Genomic DNA, 15757 nt, shown 5'->3' with positions numbered 1-15757 from the left:
CTAGAGCTCGGGCGGACCCTTGTTGGGGTTGAAGAAGCTGAGAATGAGGAACGCCAGGCCGATCATGCCGGGAATGGCCGCGCCGCTGACGGTGCCGAACATGGCGTTGTCGTTGATGCCGCCCAGGGCCACGCCGGTCAGGGCGATGCCGCCGGCCACGAACAGCAGGATCACGCCGATCCGCAGGTCGCGGTGCGCCGACGAAACCTTGCGCGGCCGCACGTCCTTGGACATCGCCTCGATCAGCTCGGGCGGCAGCGGCTGGCCCTTCTCGATGGCCGCGCGAACCGTCTTCTGCATCTCGCGGCGTTCGCGGATCCGCAGATAGTTGGGAACGATGACGATGGCGGCGATCATCGTGAACAGGCCCAACGGAACCAGAATGTCTTCCATGTCGAATCTCTCGCTTTTCCCGACGACAGCGTGTCGCGCGTCGTTCTTGTAGGGAAGAGACCTGAGCCATGGCGATTGGAGGCGCCCGGCCGGATGAAACTTTCGTAAGGCTAGCGACGCGCCAGCAACCGCCCTCCAACCAGGCTCGCGGCGGCCACCAGGGTCAGGATACCGGCGGTAGGCGTCAGGGCGGGCGTCAGGGTCCGGACGGCCAGGTCCAGCGCCGGGGCGCAGGCCCACAGCACCGCGCCGGCGGCCAGGGCGGTCATGGCGGCCGAGCCCAGGGTCAGGGCCAGTTCGCGCCGCGCCACCTTCTGCATCACCTCGGCCACGAACACGGCGTCCACGCCGGTCGGAGCGCGGTTCGGAGTCTCATCCTCCGACAGGAAAGCGGCCAAACGATCTTCGGGGCTCATGACGCGTCTCCCAATACGGCCAACAGTCTCTCACGTCCGCGGTTCACATGCGACTTCACGGTGCCCAGGGGCAGATTCAACGCCTGAGCCGCCTCGCCGTGCGACCAGCCCTGGCCCAGGCATAGGGTGACGCAGGCGCGCTGGTCCGGCGGCAGGTCGGCCAGGGCGGTCTGGAGCGCCATGCGGTCAGCCGGATCGGCCTGCCGCGTCGCCTCCCCGTCCTGTTCCTCGCGCCAGGCCTCGTCTCGCCGAGCCGCCCGGCGCGCGGATCGGCTGTGATCCAGCGCCTTGCGCCAGGCGATGCCGAAGAGCCAGGCGCGAAAGCCCTCGTCGTCGCGCAGCCGCCCCAGGCTCGACCAGGCCGCCAGGAAAGCCTCCTGGGCGATGTCGTCGGCGTCGCCGAAACCGCTCTTGCGCAGGAACCCGCGCAGCGCCCTCTCGTGCGCCGCCACCAGCCGCGCGAAGGCCGATTGCGATCCACCGCGCGCCGCCCGGACAAGCGGCGCGTCCATCAGTCCCTCGACCCTCGGTCCGCCAGGATCGACACCACCGAGGCCACGCAGAGCGCGCCCATCACGAAGGCGACGATCAGGAAAGCCGGCCCGGCCTCGTAGAGGTCGCTGACCGAGGCGTAGGTGAAGCCCATGCCCAGGCAGGCGAACAGAGCCACCTGATACCAGCTGCGCTGGCGACGGTGGCGGCGGTCGTGGCGGGGACGGTCGTCGAACTCGTCGCCCTCGTTCCACCGCTTGTTCAGCTTGGCCAGCAGTTCGGGCGGCGGCTCGCGGCCGGACTGAGCATAGGCCTTGATCAGGTCCAGGGTATCCTTGTTGGCGCGATAGGACAGCCAGCTCTGGTAGCCGCCGAACACGAACCAGCTCAGCGGAAAGATCAGCCACCAATAGGATCGAAACAGGTCTTCCATCGTCATCGTCTCCAGGCGCGCTCGGGCGCCGAAATCGGGATCAGCCCTGGTTCAGCCGGGCCAGCAGCTCGGGCGGCGGCTCGCGCCCCGCCTCGGCATAGGTCTTGAGCAGTTCGACCGTGTCGCGGCGCACGCGATGGGCCAGCCACTTCTGGTAGGCCTCGATCACGATCCAGCTCAGCGGGAAGATCATCCACCAGAACGACCGGAACAGGTCCTGGATCGCGGTGACTCGACCGAAGTCGTCCATCTCTCGTCTCCGTGCGGCGCGAGCCTTCGCGCCGTTTCTGAAGACTAGTCGGCGCCGACCACGGGATTGGATGCGCCGATCCGCGAAATAATTTCGTCCATGGCGGCGAACATCATGGTCGGGCTGTGGTCGGCCAGGGCGCGGCGCGTGGCGTAGCCCCACTCCACCGCCCCGCAGGCCAGGCCCGCCTCGCGCGCCGCCTCGATGTCGCGGGTCTCGTCGCCGATGCAAAGCACGCGGTTCTTGGCCACGCCGGCGGCCTTGACCACGGCCTTGAACTTGGCGGCCTTGCCGAAGATCGCCGCGCCGCAACCGTAGTGGTCGACCAGGCTCGCCAGGTCCGGCCCCAGGATGGCGCGGATAGTGGCCTCGGAATTGGAGCTGACGATCGCCAGGCGCAGGCCCGACGCCGACAGAGCGCGCAGCAGGTCGCCGGTGCCCGAGAACAGCGGAATGGCGTGGGCCTCGGCGGCCATCATCTTCTTGCCGTGGGCCGCCACCAGCGGAACCTTCCACAGCGGCAGGCCCAGATACGCCATGATCTCGCGGCTGGTGCGGCCGCGCAGCATGGCGATCTCATCCTCGGTCACCGCCTTGAACTTGAAGCGCTCGGCCAACGGACGCACCGCGCGGATCGCCCAGGCGGTGCTGTCGGCCAGCGTGCCGTCGAAGTCGAAGATAACCAGATCGACCTGGGCGTCCATTCAGCCCCCCGAACCCATGGCGCGACCATACACGTCAGGCTTGAATCCGACCAGTATCTGTTCGCCCCGCACGAGAACCGGCCGTTTGATCATCGACGGCTGGGCCAACATCAGGTCGATGGCCTTGGCCTCGTCGATCCCCTGCTTGTCGGCGTCCGGCAGCTTGCGGAACGTCGTACCGGCGCGATTGAGCAGGGTTTCCCAGCCCACGACCTTGCTCCAGCCCTCCAGGGTGGCCCGGTCCACGCCCACGGTCTTGTAGTCATGGAAGCCGTAATCGACCCCATGACCCTCCAGCCAGTCCCGCGCCTTCTTCATGGTGTCGCAGGCCTTGATGCCGTAGATCGTGGTCGTCACGCGGGTTTGCTCCGTGCGCGTCAGATTCTTGAGTCTGACCAGACTAGGGTTCGCGCGCCATCGGGCAAAACGGAAAAAGGACGGGGGCGTCAGCCCTAGCTCAGACCTTGGCCGGCGTGCTCCACAGGGCGCGGGCGCGGTGGGCCGCCAGCTTGGGTTTCCGCTCGCGGGTGAAGAAGCCCTTATGGTTCAGCGCCCCGATCCGCATGATGCTCTGCGAGGTGCGGAAATCGGCGAAGGCCCAGGGGTGGGTGCCGAAGATGAACGGGTACTCGCCCAGCACCCGGATATACATCTCGATCATGTCGGCCTGGTATTCCTCGGTCCACATCTCGGGCGGATGGGCGTGCATCCCCGCCACGGCGTCGGCGCCGAATTCCGTGAACATGATGGGCTTGTTCGGATGGCGGGCGCGCAGCTTGGCCACGTCGTTCTTCAGCGCCTGCTCGGCCAGGTCCAGTTGCCCCGACAGCGAATACCAGCCCTGGTAGGAGTTGGTGCAGATCACGTCGCCCAGGGCCTGCCAGTCCATCGAACCGCCCTGGACGCTGACGATGGTCACCGGGCGGGTGTCGTCCAGCTGGCGCGCCAGGTCGAACAGCGGCGAGAAGAACTTCAGGCCGGTCTCGTTGCCGCCGGGCGGTTCGGGATCGGTCGTGTGGAAGGGCTTCACGAGCGGCTCGTTGGCCAGCGACCACATGATCACGCAGGGATGGTTCTTGTCGCGGCGCACCAGCTCGACGATGTCCTGACGAAGCTGCCTGGACCGCGCTTCCTGGATCTCCGGCGGGTCGGCGAACACAAGGCTGACGGCGGGCGTCTCGTCGATGACCAGCAGGCCGTACTCGTCGGCCAGCATCATGGCTTCCTCGCTGTAGGGATAGTGCGAGGTGCGGAAGCTGTTGCCGCCGATCCATTTCAAGAGCTCGAAGTCGCGGATGATCGAGGGCACGTCCAGGCCCCGGCCGTGGATCGGGAAATCCTCGTGCTTGCCGAAGCCGCGCAGGAACACCGGCTTGCCGTTCAGCAGCAGCTTGTCGCCCTTGGCCTCGATGGTGCGCACGCCGATCTTGAAGGCGTATTCGTCCGAGCCCGCGCCGTTCTCCAGACGGATGGTCAGGCTGTAGAGGTGCGGATCCTCGGGGCTCCACGGGCGCACCCCCTTGATCGCGACCACTGTCGAGCCCTTGCCGCCCGACAGGTTCACCGAGCCCTTGTGCTCGCCCTTGTCGTCCGAGATCGTCACGCCGGCCTTGCCCGACCAAGGCGCGCTGGCCTCCAGGTCGATCGAGACCTTGCCGTCCAGAGTGGTCTTCACCGTCACGTCCTTCAGGTGGATGTCGGGCGTGGTGAACAGCAGCACCGGGCGGTGGATGCCCGCATAGGGGAAAAAGTCGTAGGCCGTCTGCGGGAAGTGGATGGTGTGCATGTGCCAGCGGGCCCGGTCGGGCGTCGCGGGCACGCGGTCCAGCTGAATCTTGTTCTCGACCAGCACGGTCAGGACGTTGTCGCCATCCAGCGAGACCGCGTCGGTGATGTCGAAGGCGAACGGCAGGTGCCCGCCGACATGGCCGCCCAGCGGCTTGCCGTTCAGCCAGACCTTGGCGGTGTAGTTGACCGAGCCGAAGCGCAGATGGATGCGCTGGCCGGACCAGGCCTTGTCGACGCGGAAGTCGGTCTCGTACCAAGCCGAGCCGACATAGTTGCGCACGTCGTCGAAGATGTCGTTCCAGCTGGCCGGCACCGGGATCAGGCGGAAGTCCTTCAGCCCCTTCTGCCAGCCCTCGGCCTCGCCGACGTCCTTGGGATCGACGCGGAAACGCCAGGTGGCGGCCAGGCTCTTGGTCGAGCGGGTCGGGCTTTCATGGGGATAGAGAATGCTGGGCGCGTCCGTGGCGGGACCGGGCTTGGCGGCGCGGGCCTGGACCTGGCTCGCGCCGGCCATCACGCCCGCCATGGCCATGCCGCCGGCCGCGCCGACCGCGCCCCTGCGGGTGACCAGACCGCGCCGGGTTTGACCGCCGTCCTGGGAATTGTCCGTCATCCGTACGCCCTCGCCTCTTGGAACGTTCTAGCTGGAGCCTAGCGGCTTGCGCGCGCGGGACTCGAAGGAAAAGCGGCGGACCCGCCGTTCAGGGGCCTGGGAGGACGCCCTAGTAGGAAACCGACAGGCGCACGCCCGCATAGCGATGGAAGTCGCGCGCCGGCTGCAACTCGGTGACGGTCTGGCTGCCGAAGTTGCCGTACTGGTTGGCGCCGTTCACGCCATAGCCCTTGTCGAACACATTGTTGACGAAGACCACGGCCTGCCAGCCGCCGCCGGGCTTGCGGAAGCCGCCCGAGACGTTGAACACGCCATAGGCCTTCTGCACCGTGCCGGGATCGGTGTTCAGCGAAAAATTGACCTTGGTCTGGTAGGCGTAGGCCACCGAGAACAGCATCTCGAGGTCGCCGATCGGCTGGGTGAAGTCGCCGCCGACGTTCATCTTCCACTTGGGCGCATTGGGCAGGGTCGCGCCCTTCAGGTCCTGGTAGGACGGCGAGCCGGCGACGCAGCCTTGGGCCGCGGTCTGGCCCGGCCAGCAGGCCGCCTTGGGGAACGAGGTGATCTTGGCGTCGACATAGGCCACCGAGGCGTTCAGGCGCAGGTCCCTGGTGACGATGGCGTTGGCCTCGACCTCGATCCCCTTGGTCAGCACCTTGCCCACATTGGTCAGGCGGAAGTTCTGGGTCCCGCCGATCGTGTCGATGCCCTGGGCCTGGTAGTCGCTGTACTTCACGTGGAAGGCCGTCGCGTTCAGCATCACGCGGTGATCCAGCCACTGGCTCTTCAGACCCGCCTCGAACGAGTCCGAGGTCTCCGGCTTGATCGGGCCGACATTGGCGCGGGCCTGATTGAAGCCGGTGGTCAGGTCGTAGGTCTGGCCCTTGTGGCCGGTGGCGAACGAACCGAACACCATCACGTCGTCGGTGACCTGTTGGCGCAGGCCCAGGCGGTAGGTGGCCGAGCTGTCCGAGGCGCTGCCCGAGAACTTGGCGTTGCCGTTGTAGATGTCGTTGAAATAGTAGCCGATGTCTTCCTTCTGGTAGCGCAGGCCCACGATCGCCGTGGTCTTGGGCAGGAAGGTCCATTCGGCCTGGCCGAACGCCGCCTTGTTCTCCGAAGTGGCCTGGGCGTACCACTGGGCCTGCGAGAAGACAGGGCCGCGCTTGAAGCTGCGCCGCAGGTCGTTGTCGCCGTAGAACAGGCCCAGGGTGTAGCGGAATGCCCCGTCGCCGGGCGACAGCAGGCGCAGCTCCTGGGTGTTGGCCTTGGCCTTGAAGTAGCCGCCCTGGGAATTCTTGATCGCGGCGTACGAGGTGCGGTCGGAGTCCAGCTGGTCGTCCAGGCGGAACTGGTCGTGCGACGTGATCGAGACCAGAGTGAAGTCCTTGGGCAGGGCGTACTCGACCTTCAGAGACTGGCCGAAACCTTCGCTCTTGGCGTAGGGCGGCGTGTCGTTGCTGACCGTCAGATTGTCCTCGCCGGCCACGACGCCGGGCATGGTCACGGCCGCGGTCAGGCCCGCCACGCCCCGCAGGGTGGCCGTCGGCGCATAGGTGCGGATCGTCGCGTCGGAGGTGGCGATCCCATCGATATAGCTGGCGCCCAGGGTGACCTTCAGGTCGTCGGTCGGCTTCCACAGCAGCTTGCCGCGGATGGAGGTCTCGTCGCGGCCGTTCACCTTGGTGCCGTCATAGAGGTTCTTGACGTTGCCGTCGTACTCGCTGCGGCTGGCGCTGAGGCGGAAACCCAGGGTGTCGGTGATCGGCCCCGACAGGCTGACCGCGCCACGATACTCGTGGTCGTCGGTGGCCAGGACGTTGGCCAGCACACTGAACTGGGCGCTGGGGTCGCGGGTGGTGATGTTGATCAGGCCGGCCGAGGCGCTCTTGCCGTAGAGGGTGCTCTGCGGACCGCGCAGCACTTCGATGCGCTCCACGTCGGTCAGGTCCGAGAACGCCCGCGCCTGGAACGACACCGGCACGTCGTCCAGCTGCACCGCGACGCTGGGCTCGACGCCGATACCGTAGGCGAAGGTGCCGATGCCGCGCAGAGCCACCGAGGCGTTGATGGGCTGGTCGGCCTGGCGGATCGTCAGCGACGGAGCCACCCGCGAGACGTCGGTGAACTCCTTGACGCCGGCGCTTTCCAGCTGGCGGGCGGTGACGACCGAAACCGCCAGCGGCACGCTCTGGACGTTCTCGGCGCGCTTCTGGGCGGTGACCACCACCTCGTCGAGACTGACGGTGTCGTTCGCGGTCTGGGCCAGCGCCGGCGCGGACATGGCCAGCAGGAGCACGGGCGCGGACGCGCAGCAAAGCAGCGATTTCATGGTGTTTCCCCCTTTTGTTGTTTCGACTTGTTTGCGGCCCTGGGCGACCGCGTCGATGTGGCGGCACACTACTCATTGGCCAGGCCACTTTCAAGATATTCCCCTGGCCTCTCGTCAAAAATCGATGACACCGGTTTCCGAATTTTCCATCGTCATGGCGTAGTGAATTGAATTTTATCTTCTATTATTGCCACAAGCTGGTCGACAAGCCGCCCGCCACTCGTGCGTCCGATATTGATCCGGCTTGACACGAGGCCGCCGAACGACGCAATTGGCCTGACCATTTTAAGCCCTTTCGCGAATCCTCGGGGGAACGCGGGAGCGCTGGATCGCCGGAAACGGCGAGCGCGCCAGTCAGGATTTACGGAAGACGCCCATGTCCAAGATCGTCGACGCCAAGGTCATCGTCACCTGCCCAGGGCGCAACTTCGTCACCCTGAAGATCACGACCTCGGACGGCGTCCACGGCATCGGCGACGCCACGCTGAACGGGCGCGAGCTGGCGGTGGCCAGCTACCTGACCGACCACGTGATCCCCTGCCTGATCGGCCGCGACGCCCATCAGATCGAGGACATCTGGCAGTTCCTCTACCGGGGAGCCTATTGGCGGCGCGGGCCGGTGACGATGTCGGCCGTCGCCGCCGTCGACACGGCCCTTTGGGACATCAAGGCCAAGGTCGCCGGCCTGCCGCTCTACCAGCTGCTGGGCGGGGCCAGCCGCACGGGGGTCATGGTCTACGGCCACGCCAACGGCGGCAGCGTCGAGGAGACCATCGACGAGGCGCTGAAGTACAAGGCCATGGGTTACAAGGCCATCCGCCTGCAGACCGGCGTGCCGGGCCTGGCCAGCACCTACGGCGTCTCGGGCGACAAGCTGTTCTACGAACCCGCCGACGCGGCCCTGCCCACCGAGAACGTCTGGTCCACGTCCAAATACCTGCCCACCGTGCCCAAGCTGTTCGAGGCCGCGCGCGAGGCCCTGGGCTGGGACGTGCACCTGCTGCACGACAGCCATCACCGCCTGACCCCCATCGAGGCCGGCCGCCTGGGCAAGGACCTGGAGCCCTACCGCCCGTTCTGGCTGGAGGACGTGACCCCCGCCGAGAACCAGGTCAGCTTCCGCCTGATCCGCCAGCACACCACCACGCCCCTGGCCGTGGGCGAGGTGTTCAGTTCGATCTGGGACTGCAAGCAGCTGATCGACGAACAGCTGATCGACTACATCCGCACCACCATCGTCCACGCGGGCGGGATCTCGCATCTGCGGCGCATCGCGGCCCTGGCCGAGATCAACAATGTGCGCACCGGCTTCCACGGCGCCACCGACCTATCGCCCGTCTGCATGGGCGCGGCCCTGCACTTCGACCTGTGGGTGCCGAACTTCGGCATCCAGGAATACATGCGCCACACGCCCGAGACCGACGCGGTGTTCCCGCACGCCTACAGCTTCAACGACGGCGACCTGCATCCAGGCGAAGCGCCGGGCCATGGCGTCGATATCGACGAAGGATTGGCCGCCAAATACCCCTACCGCCCCGCCAGCCTGCCGGTGAACCGCCTGGAAGACGGCACGCTGTTCAACTGGTGACGCCTCGCGCGCCGCACCCCAAGCGGCGCGCCCGAGGGGATGCCCGCACCGCCCCCGCCGTGGGCGTCCCCTCGCCTAGTTTTCCAGAACGCTGGAGGCTCCGCCTTCGCTGGCCTTGTGGATGTACTGCTCGGCCACCAGCCAGGCCTTGACCGGCCTCAGGGTGCCCAGGCAACCGATCAGCAGCGCGGGAAACACCGTCGCGAACTGCACCCAGATCGGCGGCTGGCGGACGATCACCGCCCAGGCCCAGATCGCGATCACCAGGATGCCGACCCCGGTCATCACGAAGAAGGCCGGACCGTCGGCCGGATCGGCGAAGCCGTAGTCCAGGTCACAGCGGTCGCATCGCTTGGCCAGCTTCAGAAAGCCCGCGAACAGCTTGCCCTCTCCACAGCGCGGGCAGCGACAGAACAGCCCGGCGTGCAGGCTGGATGGGGCGTGGAAGGAAGTGATGGCCGGGCGTTCCATACAATGCGAGCCTTCTTGCATACATTTCTTACACAATGTATGTATTCGGGCATGAGAACGCAACCGTGAGCCGCGATCGCCCCACCACCGGCTGGCTCAGGCGCGTGCGGCGCGACAGCGGGCGACCGATCTATCTGGCGCTGCTGGACGCGCTGGAGACCGCCATTCGCGATGGCGAGTTGCAGCCTGGCGACCAGCTTCCTCCGCAACGGGCCGTGGCCGAGCAACTGGGCGTGGACTTCACGACGGTGACCCGCACCTACGGCGCCGCCCGCCAGCAAGGCCTGGTCGAGGGCGCGGTCGGTCGCGGCACCTTCGTGCGCCGCCTAGCCGTGGAGGACGAGGCCGGCCTGGTCGATCTCGGCATGAACCTGCCGCCGCCGCCCCAGGGCGTTTCGCTGGCCGCCCTGCTGAAGGAGACGACCGCCGCCGTCCTCGACCGCACCGATGTGGCGACCTTGATGGCCTATCACGCGGGACCAGGAACGCCGGGCCAGAGGGCGGCGGGCGCGGCCTGGCTGGAGCCTTGTCTGGGTCCTGTCGATCCCGAGCGGATCGTCGTCTGTCCCGGCGCCCAGTCGGCCCTGGTCGCCGCTCTCACCGCCCTGACCCGCCCGGGTGGTCGCATCGTGGTCGAGCCCCTGACCTATCCGGGCCTGATCGCCTTGGCCCAGCGGCTGGACCTGACCCTGCTGCCCTGCCCCGTCGACGACGAAGGCTTTCTGCCCCAGGCCCTGGCCAGGCTCTGCGCCGAGCAGGCCCCGGCGGTCGTCTATCTGACCCCAACGACACGCAACCCCGTCGCCACGACCATGGGCCTGGAGCGGCGTTGCGACATCGCCCGGATCGTTCGGGGCGCCGGGACCTGGCTGATCGAGGACGATCCCTACAGCCGGCTGTTCGACAGTCCCCTGCCCGCCCTCGCCTCGCTGATTCCGGACCGCGCCCTATATATCGCGACCCTGTCCAAGACCCTGTCGCCGGGTCTGCGGACTGCGTTTCTGGCGGCGCCGGACGGCGTCATGGCCGATCGGATCGCCGCCGAGCTCCACGCCACCGCGCTGATGGGCTCGCCCCTGACCACGGCCGTCGCTGTGCGCTGGATTCGCGACGGCGCCGCCGAGCGCGTCCTGGCCGGGGTGCGCAAGGAGGCCCGGCTGCGCCGCGCCATCGCCGCCGAGCGTCTGCCGATGGCGCGGGGCGCGGCCGAGGGCGTTCACGTCTGGCTGGACCTGCCCGCCGGCTGGGATCCCAGCCGGGTCCGCGCCCTGGCCGCCGCCCGGGGGTTGTCCTTGGTGACCGCCGACGCGTTCGCGACAACGCCCGATCATCCCGGCGGCCTGCGGATCTCGCTGGGCGCGGCCCCGAAGGCGGCCGTGCTGGGCGAAGCCCTCGACACGGTCTCGACGCTGCTGGCCGACATCCCCGGATAATAAAAGCCCCGAAGCTTTGGGGCTTCGGGGCGAGTGCAAATCAAAGGGGGGATACAACTGGACAATGCGCCCGACGGCGATTGGTTCAGCTTGGCGGCCGAATATTTTCTCGTCCGCGTCGATTTTTACCGCAAGGCCCAGGTGGCCAGCGGAATGTGCTCCGTCTTTCCCAGGCGGCTATGGATCAGCGCGAAGCCGCCGACGGTCCAGGTCAGGGGCTCAATCGGTGCCTCGGGCGCCAGACTCCGGTCGTAGAGCAGGGTCACGTGCGGCGTGAAACTCTTGTCGACCAGACGGCCCAGGCCGGCCCTGGCCATGGCCAGGCCCAGGTCGTGCTGGAACGCCGCCAAGGCTTCGGCCCCCTCGCCGCACCGCAGGACGAACGGGTTATTGCCACCGTTGTGAAAGCTGCCGGCCCGGTCAAACGTCACTTGGAAGCGCGACGTCGCCAGGCTCTCGGCCGCCTCGCCGGCCATGGCCACGATGTCGCGGCGCACGCCCTCGTGGTCGCCCAGGTGGTGGAGCGTGATGTGGAACCGGTCGGGGGCCAGCGGTCGCCCGCTCAGGCCATGCAGCGCCCGCAGGCCTTCGGCTCGCTCGGCGATGGCGGCGGCGGTTACAGCGTCGGGAAAGACGGCGAAGAACAGCCGGTCGTTGGCCGGCGGCGCATCGAAGAGGGAAAATTGGTCGGACACCCTCGCATCCTGCGCGGATTCAGGCGGTCGCGCCAAGGACCCCTGCTTCTCCAGGCTGGCGCGGCCCCTCGTCCAGGGTCATCCTGCCGCCATGCAAGCCGCCCCGCTCAGCCACGATCTCCTGGTGCACGCCCGCACCGTGATCAGCATCATCCTGGGGCTCAGCATCGCCCGGCTGCTGAACGGCGTGGCCGGACTGATCCAGCACCCGAAGAAGGAACACCTGTGGTGGCCGCACCTGTGCTGGGTGCTCTACATGCTGGTGACGGTCACCGCGTTCTGGTGGTGGCAGTTCCAGCTGAACGAACTGCGCACGCTGAGCTTCGAGACCTACATCTTCCTGATCGCCGAAGCGGCCCTGCTGTTTTTGCTGTGCAGCGTGATCTTCCCCACCCAGATCGGCGAATATCAAGGCTATGCCGACTACTTCATGTCCCGGCGAGCCTGGTTCTTCAGTCTACTGATCCTCAGCCTGCTCCTGGATCTCGTGGACACCCGTCTGAAAGGCTCGCAACATTTCGCGGTTCTGGGCCTTGAGTATCCGATCCGCATCGCCGTGATGTCGGCGCTGTGCCTGATCGGCTGCCGGGTGCGCGATAGTCGTTTCCACGCCGCCTTCGCCTTGGCGGCCCTGGCGTACCTGGTTTCCTATATCGCCAGGCACTACGGCCACATCCAATAACGGTTCTGAAATTCGCGCTTGGATTGCGCAACCGAAACGCTAACCTTCCACGACAAATGGAGGGACGTCATGAAACTCAGCGCGCATTTCTCGCTCGAGGAATTCACCATCTCCAGCAAGGCCCTGTCGATGGGCGTCAAGAACGATCCGACGCCCGCGCATCTGGAAAACCTGAAGAAGCTCGCACAGCACATGGAATCCGTGCGCGCGCTGTTCAACATCCCCATCGAAATCACCAGCGCCTACCGCAATCCCCAGGTGAACGCCGCGGTCGGCGGGGTGCCGACGTCCGCCCACGCCCTGGGCTATGCGGCCGACTTTCACGTCGACGGCCTTGCCGACCTGGCCGCCGCCAAGCGCATCCGCGACTCCGGCCTGAAGTTCGACCAGCTGATCTATGAAAAGAACCGCTGCGTGCACATCAGCTTCGACCCCAGGATGCGCCAGCAGGTCATGCGCCAGCCCGGCGGCGCGGGGTCGCCCGTGTATAACGGATTGGAGCCCTAGCGCGCTCGCCCACATTCTGCTGCTGGAGCGCCATGGGAATGGAACGCGCGTTTCAGACCAGCATTTGGTGACGATGTTCAGTAGGCGTTCAATCGCGACGATCGGCGCGTCGGCCAATGATCGTGCAATCGAAAACCGATCCTCGACGCTTTAGAGTGCATGATCTTTCCGGTCGGCTTGGGGCAAACGGGTAGAGAACGGCCCAGCGCGACACGCCTGATCAAAATATAGGGTGAAGTCCCAGATGCTTACGGCTCACGAGATGAGCGAATGGTCCAATTCAAGTCTGCATGAATCCATACTCGACGCCATCGCGGCCAATGTCGCGGTCCTGAATGGCGAGGGGAAGGTCATCGGAGTCAACGACGCTTGGGTTTTGTTCGCTGACGCCAATGGGCTTTCGATGGAGAACTTCGGTCTCGGGATCGACTATATTTCTTTTTGCGAAAGCCTGAATTCGCCGGCCGCGACCTCGGTCGCCGAGGGGCTGCGCGCTTTGCTGGACGGTGAGACCGAACCCTTCCGGATCGAGTACGAGGTCCCCTTGCCCGTCGGAGCCATGTGGTTTCGGATGACGGCCAGGCGACTGGACGTCCAGGGCAAGCCCCTGCTGATCGTCGCGCACGAGGACATCACTGTGCAGCGTCACGCCCAGGCCGCCCTTGGTCGCGCGACGGCGGCCCTGCTGCACGCCGAGGACGACGAACGCCGGAGGATCGCCCGCGAACTCCACGACGGCACCGCGCAATATCTGACCGGCGCCAAGCTGATGCTCGGGGCCCTGAAAGGCGACGCCCGCGCCGAGAAGATCCGGGGCGAGGTCGAATCCCTGCTGGCCAACGCTCTGGAGGAAATCCGCAGCCTGTCCTATGTGCTGCATCCGCCCGCCCTGGAGGATCTGGGCCTGGGGCCGGCCATCCGCCAGATGGCCGAGGGGTTCGCCCGCCGGACCGGCCTGGCCCTCAACATCGACATCGCCGACGACTTCCCGAAGATCGGCCGGCCGACCGAGATCGCGCTCTATCGCGTGGCCCAGGAAGCCCTGGCCAATGTGCATCGCCATTCGGGCAGCCCCCGCGCCACCATCAGCCTGCGGCGGGCCGGCGAGATGGCCCTGCTGTCGATCCGCGACTATGGGGTGGGACTGCCGGACAACGCCCTGTCGACCGCCGGCGTCGGCCTGGCCGGCATGCGCCTGCGACTGGAGTTCGTCAGCGGCCACATCTCATTCAACAGCGCCGTGCCGGGCCTGCTGGTCGAGGCCTGGGCCCCGATCCTGCCGAAGACAGACGCCTAGGCGCGGCAGGCGGGATTGGCCGCCTTGGGCATGGCCAGGAAGGTGATGCTGGCCGGCGCCAGTTCCAGCCGTCCGGCGGCCTTGACCGGTTTCAGCGTCGGCATCCGGTCGTTCGGCCCCATCGCCAGCGCCTGGCCGTTCAGCTTCACCACGCCGCTGGTCAGCTCATCGGCGGTCAGGGTGTAGCGCTCCGCGCCCTTCGGCGCGTCCAGCGTCGCCCCGTCCGTGCGGCTGAGGTTGATCGCCACCAGGCCTACGCCGCCGGGCCGATCGCGCAGGCAGTGGGCGTAGAGGTGCAGGTCCGAGGCGTTCGCCCCCGCATCCAGCACCGTCTCGCCCATCAGGTCACGCCAGAGCACGGCGGCCCAATAGCTGGGGCGCGGCTCCAGCGTGACGTCGTCGATCAGCGCATAGTCGCTGGCCGACAGGGTGTTGTGGAAGATCGCCGCCGCCCCGCGCTTGGCCAACCGCCCCAGTTGGTCGACATAGCGGAAGGTGTCGAGGAAGGTCGCCGCCCAGGCGTCGCCGCCGCAGGCCGACTGCGCCATCTCGGTCACCCAGATCGGCGCGCCCGGGGTGAAGCGGTCCCGCAGGGCCTTGTAATAGTCGAAGGTCACGTCGGCCCGCGCCAGCCAGGCCTCGGACAGCGCCTGGTCCGGCGAGATCCCGGCGTTCGGCCCCATCGCCGAGCAGCGCCGCGAAACCGTCCCGTAGAAGTGGTAGGAGAAGACGTCGAACGAGACGCGGGGCTCGGCGCTCATCAGGGCCTGGCTGGACAGCTCGGCCTGCATGCCTGGAAAGATCATGAAACCCACCTCGCCCGTCGAGCCCGGACCGACGGTCTTCATCGTCGGGGCGTCGCTTTTCACCAGCGCGCGGAAGACGGCCTGGTCCTTGGCGAAGGCCACGGCGTTGTAGGTCTTGGGCAAGCCGACCCTGGGGCCGACATTGGGCTCATTGATCAGTTCAGCGGCATAGACGCGGCCGCCCAGCGCGTGGGTATAGGCCAGGAGGCGCCGGGCCTGATCCGGGTTCCAGACCCCGTCGGCGTCGCGCGGGCCGTCGCTGACGCCGAACGAGGTCACGATCTCGGCGTCGGCCGCCTTGGCGAAGTCGACCACGCCGGCCCATTGGGCGCGGGTCAGCACCCCGGTGTAGCCCTTCGGCGGCGTCGTCAAGGCCGGCGCGTCGTCGTCCTGGAAATAGACCGAATTGGCCCAGGCTCCGCCGACGCGGACATAGGCCGGCCCAAGCGCCTTGGCCAAGACGCGCAGGCGGTGCTCATGCTTCAGGTCCAGTGGCTCGCGCTTGCGGAACATGGCGGCCAGGGCCGCTTCGTTGCTGACCTTGCTGTCGAGCGCGACGAGCGGCTGGCCCGCTTTCGGATACGGCGCCCAGAAGCGGCCGCCGATCACCTCGACCATCTCGACATTGTAGGACTGGAAACGCGGATCGACCTTGCCGACGGCCGGCAGCGACGCGGGATCGACCTTCGTCTCGGCGGCCTGAGCTTCAGCACCTATCGCAAGAAGCGAACCGGCCAGGAGAAGGGCCGCCGTCCGGCGAAGGTTCGTACCGTCGATCCACATGTCAGCGCCTCTCGAGTTGCGCCGCCATATTGGTCAGGCCAATTCAGCAAGGAAATAGCGCGAACCCAGACATC

The 15757-nt window shown here is 67.0% G+C and carries 17 protein-coding genes; 5 read left to right on the top strand and 12 right to left on the bottom strand.

The window, feature by feature from the left end; genetic code table 11:
* The 9 genes from AC07OA_RS09285 to AC07OA_RS09245 form a co-directional block, all read right to left on the bottom strand.
* Positions 1–393, bottom strand: coding sequence for a DUF6249 domain-containing protein (locus tag AC07OA_RS09285; protein WP_494663509.1), 393 nt, complete (start codon positions 391–393; stop codon positions 1–3).
* Positions 394–503: 110 nt separating this feature from the next.
* The gene (locus tag AC07OA_RS09280; RefSeq protein WP_494663508.1) at positions 504–809 is read right to left on the bottom strand and encodes a hypothetical protein; all 306 of its coding nucleotides are present in this window, start codon (positions 807–809) and stop codon (positions 504–506) included.
* Positions 806–1321 carry an RNA polymerase sigma factor gene (locus AC07OA_RS09275; protein WP_494663507.1) on the bottom strand — a complete coding sequence of 172 codons (516 nt, stop codon included), beginning with the start codon at positions 1319–1321 and terminating at the stop codon, positions 806–808. Before AC07OA_RS09275 ends, AC07OA_RS09280 begins: the two co-directional genes overlap by 4 nt.
* Positions 1321–1734, bottom strand: a complete 414-nt coding sequence (locus tag AC07OA_RS09270) for a hypothetical protein (protein WP_494663506.1) — start codon at positions 1732–1734, stop codon at positions 1321–1323. Before AC07OA_RS09270 ends, AC07OA_RS09275 begins: the two co-directional genes overlap by 1 nt.
* A 40-nt stretch (positions 1735–1774) precedes the next feature.
* Entirely contained in the window at positions 1775–1984 is a 210-nt protein-coding gene (locus tag AC07OA_RS09265) for a hypothetical protein (protein ID WP_494663505.1), read from the bottom strand.
* Positions 1985–2028: 44 nt separating this feature from the next.
* A complete protein-coding gene (locus tag AC07OA_RS09260; RefSeq protein ID WP_494663504.1) occupies positions 2029–2688 on the bottom strand; it encodes an HAD hydrolase-like protein in 660 nt (219 codons plus the stop codon).
* Entirely contained in the window at positions 2689–3045 is a 357-nt protein-coding gene (locus tag AC07OA_RS09255; RefSeq protein ID WP_494663503.1) for an ArsC family reductase, read from the bottom strand. It abuts the gene before it with no gap.
* A 100-nt stretch (positions 3046–3145) separates the two neighbouring features.
* Positions 3146–5089: a beta-glucuronidase gene (gene uidA, locus AC07OA_RS09250; RefSeq protein ID WP_494663502.1), complete on the bottom strand. Its 1944-nt coding sequence runs from the start codon at positions 5087–5089 to the stop codon at positions 3146–3148.
* Between the two features lie 109 nt (positions 5090–5198).
* Positions 5199–7421 carry a TonB-dependent receptor gene (locus tag AC07OA_RS09245; RefSeq protein WP_494663501.1) on the bottom strand — a complete coding sequence of 741 codons (2223 nt, stop codon included), beginning with the start codon at positions 7419–7421 and terminating at the stop codon, positions 5199–5201.
* Between the two features lie 376 nt (positions 7422–7797).
* On the opposite strand from AC07OA_RS09245, the gene manD reads away from it, so the two are divergent.
* Positions 7798–9009, top strand: coding sequence for a D-mannonate dehydratase ManD (gene manD / locus AC07OA_RS09240; RefSeq protein ID WP_494663500.1), 1212 nt, complete (start codon positions 7798–7800; stop codon positions 9007–9009).
* A gap of 75 nt (positions 9010–9084) precedes the next feature.
* Here the strand turns inward: manD and AC07OA_RS09235 are convergent, their stop codons facing one another.
* On the bottom strand, positions 9085–9480 hold the full coding sequence (locus tag AC07OA_RS09235; protein WP_494663499.1) for a DUF983 domain-containing protein: 396 nt from the start codon (positions 9478–9480) through the stop codon (positions 9085–9087).
* 65 nt (positions 9481–9545) lie between these two features.
* On the opposite strand from AC07OA_RS09235, the gene AC07OA_RS09230 reads away from it, so the two are divergent.
* Positions 9546–10913, top strand: coding sequence for an aminotransferase-like domain-containing protein (locus tag AC07OA_RS09230; RefSeq protein WP_494663498.1), 1368 nt, complete (start codon positions 9546–9548; stop codon positions 10911–10913).
* Between the two features lie 125 nt (positions 10914–11038).
* On the opposite strand, the gene AC07OA_RS09225 is transcribed toward AC07OA_RS09230, so the two are convergent.
* The gene (locus AC07OA_RS09225) at positions 11039–11608 is read right to left on the bottom strand and encodes a 2'-5' RNA ligase family protein (protein WP_494663497.1); all 570 of its coding nucleotides are present in this window, start codon (positions 11606–11608) and stop codon (positions 11039–11041) included.
* 91 nt (positions 11609–11699) lie between these two features.
* On the opposite strand from AC07OA_RS09225, the gene AC07OA_RS09220 reads away from it, so the two are divergent.
* The 3 genes from AC07OA_RS09220 (at position 11700) to AC07OA_RS09210 (ending at position 14094) form a co-directional block, all read left to right on the top strand.
* Positions 11700–12290 carry a hypothetical protein gene (locus tag AC07OA_RS09220; protein WP_494663496.1) on the top strand — a complete coding sequence of 197 codons (591 nt, stop codon included), beginning with the start codon at positions 11700–11702 and terminating at the stop codon, positions 12288–12290.
* 69 nt (positions 12291–12359) lie between these two features.
* Positions 12360–12797 (top strand): D-Ala-D-Ala carboxypeptidase family metallohydrolase, encoded by a 438-nt coding sequence (locus AC07OA_RS09215; RefSeq protein ID WP_494663495.1) that lies wholly within the window; start codon positions 12360–12362, stop codon positions 12795–12797.
* 244 nt (positions 12798–13041) lie between these two features.
* Positions 13042–14094, top strand: coding sequence for a PAS domain-containing sensor histidine kinase (locus AC07OA_RS09210; protein ID WP_494663494.1), 1053 nt, complete (start codon positions 13042–13044; stop codon positions 14092–14094).
* Here the strand turns inward: AC07OA_RS09210 and AC07OA_RS09205 are convergent.
* Complete coding sequence (locus AC07OA_RS09205) at positions 14091–15683, bottom strand: glycosyl hydrolase family 79 N-terminal domain-containing protein (protein ID WP_494663493.1); 1593 nt, start codon at positions 15681–15683, stop codon at positions 14091–14093. The two genes, AC07OA_RS09210 and AC07OA_RS09205, sit on opposite strands and share 4 nt — an antisense overlap.
* Positions 15684–15757: the final 74 nt, after the last annotated feature.

The sequence above is a fragment of the Caulobacter sp. GW821-FHT09B08 genome, assembly GCF_059418225.1.
This window is presented reverse-complemented; position numbering and strand designations above follow the sequence as displayed.

What these genes read in the sequence shown, in the direction of transcription:
- AC07OA_RS09270 (WP_494663506.1), bottom strand. Translation starts at nt 1,734, where the DNA reads ATGGAAGACCTGTTTCGATCCTATTGGTGGCTGATCTTTCCGCTGAGC.
- AC07OA_RS09260 (WP_494663504.1), bottom strand. Translation starts at nt 2,688, where the DNA reads ATGGACGCCCAGGTCGATCTGGTTATCTTCGACTTCGACGGCACGCTG.
- AC07OA_RS09275 (WP_494663507.1), bottom strand. Translation starts at nt 1,321, where the DNA reads ATGGACGCGCCGCTTGTCCGGGCGGCGCGCGGTGGATCGCAATCGGCC.
- manD (WP_494663500.1), top strand. Translation starts at nt 7,798, where the DNA reads ATGTCCAAGATCGTCGACGCCAAGGTCATCGTCACCTGCCCAGGGCGC.
- AC07OA_RS09265 (WP_494663505.1), bottom strand. Translation starts at nt 1,984, where the DNA reads ATGGACGACTTCGGTCGAGTCACCGCGATCCAGGACCTGTTCCGGTCG.
- AC07OA_RS09235 (WP_494663499.1), bottom strand. Translation starts at nt 9,480, where the DNA reads ATGGAACGCCCGGCCATCACTTCCTTCCACGCCCCATCCAGCCTGCAC.
- uidA (WP_494663502.1), bottom strand. Translation starts at nt 5,089, where the DNA reads ATGACGGACAATTCCCAGGACGGCGGTCAAACCCGGCGCGGTCTGGTC.
- AC07OA_RS09285 (WP_494663509.1), bottom strand. Translation starts at nt 393, where the DNA reads ATGGAAGACATTCTGGTTCCGTTGGGCCTGTTCACGATGATCGCCGCC.
- AC07OA_RS09280 (WP_494663508.1), bottom strand. Translation starts at nt 809, where the DNA reads ATGAGCCCCGAAGATCGTTTGGCCGCTTTCCTGTCGGAGGATGAGACT.
- AC07OA_RS09220 (WP_494663496.1), top strand. Translation starts at nt 11,700, where the DNA reads ATGCAAGCCGCCCCGCTCAGCCACGATCTCCTGGTGCACGCCCGCACC.
- AC07OA_RS09210 (WP_494663494.1), top strand. Translation starts at nt 13,042, where the DNA reads ATGCTTACGGCTCACGAGATGAGCGAATGGTCCAATTCAAGTCTGCAT.
- AC07OA_RS09215 (WP_494663495.1), top strand. Translation starts at nt 12,360, where the DNA reads ATGAAACTCAGCGCGCATTTCTCGCTCGAGGAATTCACCATCTCCAGC.
- AC07OA_RS09245 (WP_494663501.1), bottom strand. Translation starts at nt 7,421, where the DNA reads ATGAAATCGCTGCTTTGCTGCGCGTCCGCGCCCGTGCTCCTGCTGGCC.
- AC07OA_RS09205 (WP_494663493.1), bottom strand. Translation starts at nt 15,683, where the DNA reads ATGTGGATCGACGGTACGAACCTTCGCCGGACGGCGGCCCTTCTCCTG.